Source organism: Kitasatospora aureofaciens (assembly GCF_001188955.3).
Classification (GTDB): Bacteria; Actinomycetota; Actinomycetes; order Streptomycetales; family Streptomycetaceae; genus Kitasatospora; species Kitasatospora aureofaciens.
On record NZ_JPRF03000054.1, the window covers coordinates 340,967 to 352,589 of the forward strand.

The window sequence follows — 11,623 nt, forward strand, 5'->3', positions numbered from 1 at the left end:
CGTCAGACCCAGGTCCGCCGGGCGGCTTCGGCGCCGGCCTGGAAGCGACTGCGGGCGCCGAGCCTGGCCATCAGGTCGGCGATGGTCCGCCGGTTGGTGCGCACGGAGAGCCCGGTGCGGGCGGCAATGGCCTCGTCGGTCAGCCCCTCGGCCAGCAGTCGCAGGACCTCGCGCTCCCTGCGGTCCGGTCCGCTGTCGTCACCGGAGCCGTCGGACGGCTTCAACTCGCGTCCCTGCTCCCAGAGTTGCTCGAAGAGCAGGCGGCATGCGGCCACCGGCGCCACGCCACGGAGGAAGACCCAGCCGGACTGTTCGGCGAGCGGGTCGGTCGGGACGATCGCCGCGTCCCGGTCGGCGACGGCCATCCACAGGGGCGGCTGGTTCACCGCCAGGAGTTCCACACCGAGGGCCGCCATCCGGTCGGCGCTGCCACCGCAGGCGGGATCATCCAGGTTCTCGGGGCCGACCGCGCGGACCCGCACCCCACGGTCGACCACTTCCGCACCCAGGAGTTCGAGGCGGGCCCGGAGCCGGGGTTCGACCGGCGCGCTCGGCAGCACCAGCAGGATCTCGCGCACGGCCCGTCTGGCGAGCGCGCCGAGCCCGTCGAGCAGTCCGATCGAGCGAGCGGGGCCCGGTACGGGCCCGCCCGGACCCGGGGTCTGCGCCGGAATGCTCCCACCGCTCCGCAGCGGCACCTTCCACCTGCCCCCGGCCGCGGCCTCCCGGGCGGTGGCCGGCCGGCGCCGCCCGGTCCCAGGAATTCGATCGTTGGGCCCAGTCAGTACCTGGACCTCAGACGTACCCATTGCTCCCCCTGTCACGTTCGAGCGGCCGAGCCGGAGGAACACATGACGTCCCGGATCTCCGGTTGCGCTAGCCCCCCGCCCGCCGCCCGGGCCAACTCCGCCAGCGAGAATACAGAACGTTCTCATTGTTTTTATGTGACGGGAACCACAGCGGCCCGCGGAATGGCCGACTCAGGACCGGCTCAGAGCCTCCCTGTACCAGGGGGCCGCGGCCGCGATCCGAGCCAACGGCCCCGGTCCGGCGGGGCAGCCGGCGACTCGCCAGATCTCCTCGCTGCGGTACCAGTGGTCCCGGGCCACCAGCCCGAACTGGCGCTCCGAAAGCCGCCCGGGGTTCGCCGCGAGCAGGCGCCGGCACTCCTCCCACGGCAGGTCCGGTCCCCTCGGCGCGACCAGGACCCCGCACCGGGCCAACGCCGCCAGCAGGTCCCCGACGCGCACCGGCTCGGGGTGACTCGCGTGATGGACGCCGGACGGAGCCGCGTGCTCCCCGATCGCGAGAGCACCGATCAGGCGGGCCAGATCGTCACGGTCCACCATCGACAGTCGGGCCGCCCCGCCGCCCCAGCGCACCGGAACCCGACGGACCAGTTCACCCAGCGCGGGCACCACCCACCGGTCGCCGACCCCGGTGACCAAGCCGGGCCTCAGCACGACACCACCCGCGTCCAGCGCGAAGCGCTCTCCGAGGAGCCTGGTCCGACTGGCTTCCGACACCGGTGCGGCCGGCACACCGCCCACCTCGATGCCCGAGTGCGGCCCCTCCCCGTACACAGCGGCGGTGGACAGGTGGATGATCCGGCCGGCGCGGGCCCGGACGGCCTCCGCCATCAGCGCCTCGGTCCCGCGGAGGTTGACCGCCTCGCACTCCCCCGCGCCGCCACTCACCCGGGAGGCAAGGTGGACCACCACCTCGGCACCGTCGCACAGCCGGGCCAGCGCCCCAGGGTCCGTGAGGTCACCGCTCACCCAGTCGACTCGTCCGTCGCCCTCCGGGACCCGGCGCGCCAGCGCCCGCACCCGGGCACCGCCGTCGGTAAGGACCCGCAGCACGGCCGAGCCGATGAAGCCGGTCGCTCCCGTGAGTGCGACCGGGGTCAGCATGACCATCCCCGGTGCCGTTCGGCGTCCAGCACCAAGGCGTCACGCGCTCCCGGCATCGCGATGCCGGGCAGCAGGCAACGCCAGAGGCTGGCGATCCGCTCCGGCAGGTCCGCCCGACCGCTCGCGATCTGCGACATCACCTGGGAACCGGTGAACCCCGCCACCAGGACGGCGGCGAAGACGCCCTCCTCCGCGTCGGGCAGCAGCTCGCCCGCCGCCCGGGCCACGGTCAGCTCGGCCCGGAAGCGCTCGATCCACTCCTGGTAGATCGAGTACTCGGACAGCCCGGCCTCACCCTGCTCGACCGCCAGCCGCACACCGGCCCGGAAGACCACGTTCCGCTGGAGTTCGTGGGCGAGGTAGAAGGTGAGATCGATCAGCTGCTGGAGGCCGCCGGGCTTCTGGGGCAAGCCCTCCAGGTGAGCCGCCTGGTACATGATCACCGCCCGCGCCAGCCCCTCCTTGGACTTGAAGTGAAAGTAGATCGCCCCCTGGGTCGTCGCGGCGCGTTCCGTGATTCTCGTGATCGAGCCGCCGGCGAAGCCGGACTCGTCGAACACCTCGGCCGCCGCCTCCAGGATCAGCTCCCGGGTACGAACCGCACGCTGCTGTCTGCCCACCATTGACGCCTCCCCGTCCCACTTCCAGAAGAAAAACCGAGCATCGGACCGAACCGTCGTTCGATATATTCGGCACCGTCCACCACCCCGGATGCACAATCGAAAGAGCACCGAAAGAAGGAAAGTGCACCACCATGTCCGATAGTGGAACCCTCTTGGAACCGGCCGCCTGCCACGCCGTCACCGGAAAGCTCGTCCACAAACTGGACCCTGACGAGGCCTTCCTCACGATGTGGCGCCGGACCGGACCCGACACCTTCTCAGTGATCGCACACTGGCCCTCCGACCGGCCATTCTACCGATCGGCCGATGGTGGCTTCGATTTCCTACTCCCGTCCGAGACGGTCCGTCAACTCTTCCCGCTAATCAGCCATGTGGGATACGACACACCCTTCGAGCACCATCTGGTCTGGGAGCACTACCGGTACGACCTCGATCCGGCGTTGCTGCGGGCCGACAGCGGACCGGTCGCCCTGGAACTGCGCGTGACCTGCTCCGACCTCGTCCGCAGGAGAACCGGACTGGCCGGCATGACGATGGACGTGGACATCCTGCGGAACGGAATCCGGCTCGCCTCGGCCACCTCCCGGTTCACCGTTCAGGCGCCCGCGATCTACCGGCGACTGCGCGGATCCAATTCCGACCGGGCACGTGCGATGGCATCCGCACCGCCGGCTCCGGAAGGGATTCCCGCACCCCTCACCGGACGCCCCGACCAGGCCGACGTGGTGCTTTCCGAAATCCCGCCCGTGGATGTTCCGGAACGGATAGCCGACGAAATGTCTGGTTTATTGCGACCGAACTCCGGCAGCTGGTGGCTCCGGGTGGACGCCACCCACCGCACGTACTTCGACCACCCGGTCGACCACGTTCCCGGCGCGCTGCTGTTGGAGGCCGCCCGACAGGCCACCCAGGCCCTCCGGTACCCGACACCGGCCCCACCGCTGGCCATGTCCGCCGCGTTCCTCCGCTACGTGGACCTCGACGCCCCCTGCCGCATCACGGCGCGGGTCGAGTCCCCCACCCTGGTCCGGGTCACCGCCGAACAGCACGACCGACTCTGCTTCACCTCGGAGGTCGGCACCGCCTGAGCCGGTGAACCGCCCGTCGGCCACCCGATGGCCGACGGCGGTCCAGCCCGCCGCCCCGGCCCTGCCGGTGGCGAGGACTGCCGGAGACCTCGGCGCGTGGGCCGAGGCGCACGGCGAAGCCGAGGTCGCGGGGGTCCTGTCTCGGGGATACCAGTACGACGCATCCGATCCGCGTTTTACCCACTGACCCGGACGACGAGCTGAGGCGGCCGCTTGCGGGCTGACCGAGTCTGGCACTGATTGCGGCATCTTCGGACGGACCGTCTTGGGGCATCCCGTCAGCCCACCGGTGCCACCTCGGTGAACCCATGCGGTCACAGCACTAGAACGAACTGTCCCGCGGCAGGCACCTGACGCCACGCCAGAAGCACCGCCCCATCCTCGTCGACGGGCAGTCAGCGACATGACGAAACATCATAATCCCAGCCGCCAGGGAGCGGCGGGACCACTCACACACTGTGGGGCAGCCACCCCTGCTGGACGGCTCGCACGCCCGCCTCGAACCGACTGCGGGCGCCGAGGCGTTCCATCAGCTCGGTGGCGAGCCGCCGCGCGGTGCGGTGCGAGACCCCGAGCCGCTTGGCCACCGCCTCGTCCGTCAGTCCGTCCGCGAGCAGCCGGATGGCCGTCGCCTCCTGGGCGCTGAGTCCGTCGGTGCGCTTCGGGGCCTCCTCGCCCAGCGGGCTGGCGCTGCCCCATACGCTCTCGAACAGGGCGCACAGTGCGGTCAGGGTGCCCTCGCCGGTGAGCACCACGGCGCCGACGCCGGTGTCGTCGGTGCGGACCGGGATCACGGCGCTGGTCCGGTCGGTGATGATCATGCGGGTGGGCAGCGTTGGCGTGGTGCGGACCTGACCGCCTTGCCGAGTGAGCCAGTTGACGTACTCCACAGTGGCAGGTGAGTTCCGGATGCTGTCCAGGTAAACTGTTCTCAACTGGACGCCACGTTCACGGAGTTGGCGGTTGAGCGGTTTGGCCGCCGCGATGTCCTCGGGGCTGTGTGCGCCACCCGGGGCGAAGGTCATCACCTCGTGCCGCACCTGCCGGGTCAGCGAGGCCAGCCGGTCGCGGATCTGGTCCATACCTACCAGTCGCTCGACGTCGGTCTCGGCGCCGCCGGTGGGCCGCGACTCGGCGAACTCGGCGATGAGTTCGGCGGCGGCGGCGCGCGAGGCCTCCACCCGCAGCTGCTGGGCGGCGAGCTCGGCCTGCTGGCGGGCTATCAGGATCTCCATGCCGACGTCAGGAGAGACGGCACGCAACTCGCCCTGCCGCCCGTGCGCCGGTCGCAGCAGCGCCAGCTCACTGAGCGTGTCCAGCGCCTGCCGGACCGACTCGTCGCTGAGACTCAGCCGCTGCCTCAGCGCCGCGGTCCCGTCCTGAGGATGGGCCAGCATCGCGCGGTACACCGCCTCCGCCGTGGCATCCAGACCCAGCATCGACAGCATCCCCGACTCCCCCGTCAGCATCAGGCAGAACACCCCGAACACCTGTGCGTGATCATGCCATAGGCGCGTTTTCCTGTGCCAGGGGCGATCCGGGGCCTGTTTGGGCCCAGGCCGGAACGGGCCGGCTTGACCATCTATGCCGTGGATGCCTGGAATTGAGACGGTCGGACGCATGTATCTCATCCACGTGCGGCTCCGTCCGTCGGCCCCCGGCGGGCGGCTCCCCCACGGCATCGGGACGCTGCTGCGTGCCGCCGCCCTGCCCGCTGACGGCATCGAGCACATCTCCGTGCACGCCGAGGCGCGGCCCCATCCGACGCTCGGCCTCTATCTGACGGCCGACTCCCTGCGCACGGCCGAGGATCGCGCGGCCCGGCTCGCCCGTCGTTGGGTGGCCGAGGTGCCGGCGCTGGCCGACTGGCAACCGATCAGTGCCGAAGTCCCGCTCGTCGCACCCTTCTACGAGCGGCTGCTGTCCGCTTCCGGCCCGGTGGACTGAACGGGCCGGGGCCGGTTCGGTCCAGCCGATCCCCCTTCCACCGGCCCCGGATCGCGACGAAGCTGGTACTCGCCAGCAGGGAACACCGCCCGGCAGGCAGAACCGGACGAAGCGTCACCGCGGGACGCGACACCGGATCGATCGTCACCTCCCACCCAACCCAGAACGGGGACATGACCATGATCCGCATCGCCAGGGCCGCCGCGGTCGCCACGCTCGCCCTCGCCGCCCTCCTGCTCCCCGCGGCGGCCCACGCCACCACCCCGAAGGGCACCGTCACCGCCGGCGCGATGACCCCGGGCGACATGATCTGGGGCCACTGACCCCGAGCCGAACGCCTTCCACTCCCGCCTGCGGCCCTACCCGACCGCTGCTCCTGCAGGGCAGCCGTCCCTCGGCCGCGCGGTCGGCGCCAAGCGCCGAGCTCCCTCATCGATCACCCGGACGACGGGTCGACCATGCCCGAAACAAGGGGAAGTTCATCGTGAAGCTCAAGAATCCGACGGTTCTCCGCACCGCCGCCGCCCTGTCCACCCTCACCGCCGGTGCACTGGTGACGGTGGTCCTGACCACCGGCGCACACTCCGCCCCGCTCGACCCCGCCGCCGCGCCGGCGGCCGGCTCGCCCAGCGTCACCGCATCGCCGACCCCCGCCGGTTCGGCGCCGGCCGCGGCGCCGGCCGAGGCCGCCGCTCCCGCACCCAGCGGCAGTGCGGCGGGATCCGGTGCCGCATCGAATGCCGTGGCCGCACCGCCGACCCGACTGCCCGACAGCGCGGCGCCCAAGCCCGCAGCGCCCGCTCCCAGCGCCGGCCGGGCGGGTACCGGTACCGCGGCCGCACCGCCGGCCCCGCTGCCCGCCGCCCAACTGCCCGACAGCGCGGCGGCCAAGTGGAAGCCGATCGCCCCGCCGCACACCCAGCCCGTCCGCCACCAGATCCAGCTCAACGAGTGCGCCGAGGTGAACGGCGCCGCGGCCTGGCAGCAACAGGGCTACGTCAGTTCGTTCCACACCCCTGCCATCCAGGACACCTTCACCTTCACCGACGCTGCCGCCGCCCAGGACTCCTACCACGCGGTGCTCACCGCGATGGACGGCTGCCAGGCCACGTCCGCGGCCCGGCAGACCGCTTCGAAGATCACCCCGGACGCGCAGGTGACCCGGACCGCGACCACCGCGGACGGCATCGCCTACGCCCGCCAGTGGACCGGGGTGGCTCCGATATCCGCCGCCGGCCGCCAGACCAACCACGTCTACGTCGTCCAGCGCGGCACCGTGCTGACGGTTCTCCAGTACGCGGTGCCCGCCACCACGACCGGTGCCACCCCTCAGACGCCCGATGACGACCAGAAGCAACTGACGCTCATCGAAGCTGAGTTGACGACCGCTGCCGGCAGCTGATCAAGCGGTCACACCACCCTCTCCGTACAGGCATGACGCCAACTCACACCCCGAGGAAGTGCTTCCCCATGTCCCGCTCCTCCCGCCGCTCGCTTCGCACTGCCGCCGCCCTGGTCGCCACGGCTGCCGCCGCCTCCCTGTTCACCGCGGCCCCGCAGGCACAGGCCACCTCCAGCATGGGCGGTCAGATCACCCGCAGCGAGGTCCTGGCCCGCGCTCAGTACTGGGTGGACAACCACGTCCCGTACAACCAGGGCGGCTACGCCCCGGACCCGCAGGGCTCCACCTACCGCGAGGACTGTTCCGGGTACGTGTCGATGGCCTGGCACCTGAACTCCAGCCTGGTCACCTCGACCCTGCCGAGCGTCTCCACCCACGAGAACTTCTCCGACCTCAAGTCCGGCGACATCCTCGACTACACCGCCGAGCACACCTTCCTGTTCGCCAACTGGACCAACCAGTCCAACGGTGACTTCACCTACTACGCCGAGAGCAACCCCAACGACCCCACGCACGGCCCGAATTCAGCCAACATCAACAGCTCCAGCCTGGAGGGCTGGCCGACCAGCTACTACGGCGCCTACCGCTACAACAACATCGTCGACGACGCGGCCCCGCGGCCGGCGCGGGTGGCGGCGGGTGACTTCAACGGTGACGGCAAGCTGGACGTGGTCGGCGTCGACGCGAACAGCAACATGCAGTACTACCCCGGCAACGGCGCGGGCTCGGTCAGCGGACCGGGCACCCCGATGCTCGGCACCACCGGCCTGTGGGCCAACTTCAAGGCCGTCGCCGCGGGCGACTTCACCGGCACCGGCCACACCGGCGTCGCAGGCATCGACGCCAACAACAACATGATGTTCTACACGGGTGACGGCGCCGGCCACCTCAGCGGCGGCATCAACATGATGCCCGGCACCAACGGCCTCTGGGCCAACTTCAAGGCCATCACCGCAGGCGACTTCACCGGCACCGGCAAGCTCGGCATCGCCGGCATCGACGCCAACAACAACATGATGTTCTACCCCGGCGACGGCGCCGGCCACCTCGGCACCGGCATCCCCATGCTGGGGACGAGCGGACTGTGGGCGGGTTTCAAGGCCATCACCGCAGGCGACTTCACCGGCACCGGCAAGCTCGGCATCGCCGGCATCGACGCCAACAACAACCTCAAGTTCTACCCCGGCGACGGCGCCGGCCACGTCAGCAGCGCGGCCATCGCGATGCTCGGCACCAACGGCCTCTGGGCGAACTTCCACGCCGTCATGGCAGGCGACTTCACCGGCACCGGCAAGCTCGGCATCGCCGGCATCGACGCCAACAACAACCTCAAGTTCTACCCCGGCGACGGCGCCGGCCACGTCAGCGGCGGCACCCAGATGCTCCCCGGCAACGGCCTCTGGGCCGGCTTCTGATCCCCCATCTCGTTCTCCTCACTCCTTGGACCACATCATGAAGCGCCGCACCACCCTGACCACTCTCGCCATCGCCGGCCTGCTGGCCCTGCCGCTCGCTCCCACCGTCGCGTCCGCCGCGGTCGCCACCCCTGCAGCCGTCTCGACCACCAGTACCCCGTCGCAGCTGAAGATCCTGCCGCTCGGCGACTCGATCACCGCCGGCTACCAGAGCTCGACCTGGAACGGCTACCGCGGTCCGCTGATGCAGCAGGTCAACCAGCAGACCCGGTACACCGTGAACTTCCTCGGCACCCAGTTCAACGGCACCATGGCCGACAACGCGAACGAGGGCCACAGCGGCTACGAGATCCAGGGCATCCTCAACAACGTCGACAGCTACCTGACGGCCAACCGCCCTGACGCGGTGCTCCTGCACATCGGCATCAACGACCTCAACAACAACGACAACGATCACGCGACCGCGGCCACCCGAGCCGAAACCCTGATCGACCGGATCTTCACCGACCAGCCCGGCGTCACGGTCATCATGCAGGGCCTGATCCCGACCACCGCGGGCGTCCCGGCCAACCCGGCCCTGCAGAGCCTGATCACCAGCTACAACGACCAGCTGCGCGCCTGGGCCGCCAGCGAGGTGCAGGCGGGCAAGCACTTCACCTTCGTCGACGCCCCCGCCCTGACCTCCGCGCAGTTCGCCGACGGCCTGCACCCCAACGACGCGGGCTACAGCCAGTTGGCCCAGACCTTTTACACCCCGCTCGACCAGGCCTTCACCAACGGCTGGGTGGTGGGCGGCGCGCCCATCCCGTACGAGTCGCCGCGGCCGGCGCGGGTGGCGGCCGGTGACTTCAACGGTGACGGCAAGCTGGACGTGGTCGGCGTCGACGCGAACAGCAACATGCAGTACTACCCCGGCAACGGCGCGGGCTCCGTCAGCGGACCGGGCACCCCGATGCTCGGCACCACCGGATTGTGGGCCAACTTCAAGGCCGTCGCCGCGGGCGACTTCACCGGCACCGGCCACACCGGCGTCGCCGGCATCGACGCCAACAACAACATGATGTTCTACACGGGTGACGGCGCCGGCCACCTCAGCGGCGGCATCAACATGATGCCCGGCACCAACGGCCTCTGGGCGAACTTCAAGGCCATCACGGCAGGCGACTTCACCGGCACCGGCCACCTCGGCATCGCCGGCATCGACGCCAACAACAACATGATGTTCTACCCCGGCGACGGCACCGGCCACCTCGGCACCGGCATCCCCATGCTGGGGACGAGCGGACTGTGGGCGGGTTTCAAGGCCATCACCGCAGGCGACTTCACCGGCACCGGCAAGCTCGGCATCGCCGGCATCGACGCCAACAACAACCTCAAGTTCTACCCCGGCGACGGCGCCGGCCACGTCAGCAGCGCGGCCATCGCGATGCTCGGCACCAACGGCCTCTGGGCGAACTTCCACGCCGTCATGGCAGGCGACTTCACCGGCACCGGCAAGCTCGGCATCGCCGGCATCGACGCCAACAACAACCTCAAGTTCTACCCCGGCGACGGCGCCGGCCACGTCAGCGGCGGCACCCAGATGCTCCCCGGCAACGGCCTCTGGGCCGGCTTCTGATCCCCCATCTCGTTCTCCTCACTCCTTGGACCACATCATGAAGCGCCGCACCACCCTGACCACTCTCGCCATCGCCGGCCTGCTGGCCCTGCCGCTCGCTCCCACCGTCGCGTCCGCCGCGGTCGCCACCCCTGCAGCCGTCTCGACCACCAGTACCCCGTCGCAGCTGAAGATCCTGCCGCTCGGCGACTCGATCACCGCCGGCTACCAGAGCTCGACCTGGAACGGCTACCGCGGTCCGCTGATGCAGCAGGTCAACCAGCAGACCCGGTACACCGTGAACTTCCTCGGCACCCAGTTCAACGGCACCATGGCCGACAACGCGAACGAGGGCCACAGCGGCTACGAGATCCAGGGCATCCTCAACAACGTCGACAGCTACCTGACGGCCAACCGCCCTGACGCGGTGCTCCTGCACATCGGCATCAACGACCTCAACAACAACGACAACGATCACGCGACCGCGGCCACCCGAGCCGAAACCCTGATCGACCGGATCTTCACCGACCAGCCCGGCGTCACGGTCATCATGCAGGGCCTGATCCCGACCACCGCGGGCGTCCCGGCCAACCCGGCCCTGCAGAGCCTGATCACCAGCTACAACGACCAGCTGCGCGCCTGGGCCGCCAGCGAGGTGCAGGCGGGCAAGCACTTCACCTTCGTCGACGCCCCCGCCCTGACCTCCGCGCAGTTCGCCGACGGCCTGCACCCCAACGACGCGGGCTACAGCCAGTTGGCCCAGACCTTTTACACCCCGCTCGACCAGGCCTTCACCAACGGCTGGGTGGTGGGCGGCGCGCCCATCCCGTACGAGTCGCCGCGGCCGGCGCGGGTGGCGGCCGGTGACTTCAACGGTGACGGCAAGCTGGACGTGGTCGGCGTCGACGCGAACAGCAACATGCAGTACTACCCCGGCAACGGCGCGGGCTCCGTCAGCGGACCGGGCACCCCGATGCTCGGCACCACCGGATTGTGGGCCAACTTCAAGGCCGTCGCCGCGGGCGACTTCACCGGCACCGGCCACACCGGCGTCGCCGGCATCGACGCCAACAACAACATGATGTTCTACACGGGTGACGGCGCCGGCCACCTCAGCGGCGGCATCAACATGATGCCCGGCACCAACGGCCTCTGGGCGAACTTCAAGGCCATCACGGCAGGCGACTTCACCGGCACCGGCCACCTCGGCATCGCCGGCATCGACGCCAACAACAACATGATGTTCTACCCCGGCGACGGCACCGGCCACCTCGGCACCGGCATCCCCATGCTGGGGACGAGCGGACTGTGGGCGGGTTTCAAGGCCATCACCGCAGGCGACTTCACCGGCACCGGCAAGCTCGGCATCGCCGGTATCGACGCCAACAACAACCTCAAGTTCTACCCCGGCGACGGCGCCGGCCACGTCAGCAGCGCGGCCATCGCGATGCTCGGCACCAACGGCCTCTGGGCGAACTTCCACGCCGTCATGGCAGGCGACTTCACCGGCACCGGCAAGCTCGGCATCGCCGGCATCGACGCCAACAACAACCTCAAGTTCTACCCCGGCGACGGCGCCGGCCACGTCAGCGGCGGCACCCAGATGCTCCCCGGCAACGGCCTCTGGGCCGGCTTCTA

11 protein-coding genes are annotated in these 11,623 nt (G+C 70.1%); 7 read left to right on the forward strand and 4 right to left on the reverse strand.

Features of this window, described 5'->3' with window-relative positions; genetic code table 11:
- Positions 1–2 precede the first annotated feature (2 nt).
- From HS99_RS31530 to HS99_RS31540, 3 genes are all read right to left on the reverse strand, one after another.
- Positions 3–698: a helix-turn-helix transcriptional regulator gene (locus HS99_RS31530; RefSeq protein ID WP_050366493.1), complete on the reverse strand. Its 696-nt coding sequence runs from the start codon at positions 696–698 to the stop codon at positions 3–5.
- A gap of 282 nt (positions 699–980) precedes the next feature.
- Positions 981–1,913: an NAD-dependent epimerase/dehydratase family protein gene (locus HS99_RS31535; RefSeq protein WP_030557292.1), complete on the reverse strand. Its 933-nt coding sequence runs from the start codon at positions 1,911–1,913 to the stop codon at positions 981–983.
- Positions 1,907–2,536: a ScbR family autoregulator-binding transcription factor gene (locus tag HS99_RS31540; RefSeq protein WP_030557294.1), complete on the reverse strand. Its 630-nt coding sequence runs from the start codon at positions 2,534–2,536 to the stop codon at positions 1,907–1,909. The genes HS99_RS31535 and HS99_RS31540 overlap by 7 nt, the downstream gene beginning before the upstream one ends.
- 131 nt (positions 2,537–2,667) lie before the next feature.
- Between HS99_RS31540 and HS99_RS31545 the strand changes: the two genes are divergently transcribed.
- Entirely contained in the window at positions 2,668–3,624 is a 957-nt protein-coding gene (locus HS99_RS31545) for a ScbA/BarX family gamma-butyrolactone biosynthesis protein (protein WP_046387109.1), read from the forward strand.
- A 449-nt stretch (positions 3,625–4,073) separates the two neighbouring features.
- Here HS99_RS31545 and HS99_RS31550 read toward each other — a convergent pair whose 3' ends face one another.
- Complete coding sequence (locus HS99_RS31550; protein ID WP_030290593.1) at positions 4,074–5,072, reverse strand: LuxR C-terminal-related transcriptional regulator; 999 nt, start codon at positions 5,070–5,072, stop codon at positions 4,074–4,076.
- Between the two features lie 172 nt (positions 5,073–5,244).
- Between HS99_RS31550 and HS99_RS31555 the strand changes: the two genes are divergently transcribed.
- From HS99_RS31555 to HS99_RS31575, 6 genes are all read left to right on the forward strand, one after another.
- A complete protein-coding gene (locus tag HS99_RS31555; RefSeq protein WP_046387108.1) occupies positions 5,245–5,571 on the forward strand; it encodes a hypothetical protein in 327 nt (108 codons plus the stop codon).
- Positions 5,572–5,744: 173 nt separating this feature from the next.
- A complete protein-coding gene (locus HS99_RS45410; protein ID WP_157846651.1) occupies positions 5,745–5,894 on the forward strand; it encodes a hypothetical protein in 150 nt (49 codons plus the stop codon).
- 161 nt (positions 5,895–6,055) lie between these two features.
- On the forward strand, positions 6,056–6,973 hold the full coding sequence (locus tag HS99_RS31560; RefSeq protein WP_050366495.1) for a hypothetical protein: 918 nt from the start codon (positions 6,056–6,058) through the stop codon (positions 6,971–6,973).
- A gap of 68 nt (positions 6,974–7,041) precedes the next feature.
- Complete coding sequence (locus HS99_RS31565; protein WP_070043281.1) at positions 7,042–8,388, forward strand: FG-GAP repeat domain-containing protein; 1,347 nt, start codon at positions 7,042–7,044, stop codon at positions 8,386–8,388.
- A 25-nt stretch (positions 8,389–8,413) separates the two neighbouring features.
- A complete protein-coding gene (locus tag HS99_RS31570; RefSeq protein WP_141763856.1) occupies positions 8,414–10,006 on the forward strand; it encodes a GDSL-type esterase/lipase family protein in 1,593 nt (530 codons plus the stop codon).
- A gap of 25 nt (positions 10,007–10,031) precedes the next feature.
- The coding region (locus HS99_RS31575; RefSeq protein WP_141763856.1) for a GDSL-type esterase/lipase family protein at positions 10,032–11,623 on the forward strand (1,592 nt) is incomplete at its 3' end.

Coding starts and splice junctions, on each gene's coding strand:
- HS99_RS31535 (WP_030557292.1), bottom strand. CDS start 1,913: ATGCTGACCCCGGTCGCACTCACGGGAGCGACCGGCTTCATCGGCTCG.
- HS99_RS31540 (WP_030557294.1), bottom strand. CDS start 2,536: ATGGTGGGCAGACAGCAGCGTGCGGTTCGTACCCGGGAGCTGATCCTG.
- HS99_RS31545 (WP_046387109.1), top strand. CDS start 2,668: ATGTCCGATAGTGGAACCCTCTTGGAACCGGCCGCCTGCCACGCCGTC.
- HS99_RS31550 (WP_030290593.1), bottom strand. CDS start 5,072: ATGCTGTCGATGCTGGGTCTGGATGCCACGGCGGAGGCGGTGTACCGC.
- HS99_RS31555 (WP_046387108.1), top strand. CDS start 5,245: ATGTATCTCATCCACGTGCGGCTCCGTCCGTCGGCCCCCGGCGGGCGG.
- HS99_RS45410 (WP_157846651.1), top strand. CDS start 5,745: ATGACCATGATCCGCATCGCCAGGGCCGCCGCGGTCGCCACGCTCGCC.
- HS99_RS31565 (WP_070043281.1), top strand. CDS start 7,042: ATGTCCCGCTCCTCCCGCCGCTCGCTTCGCACTGCCGCCGCCCTGGTC.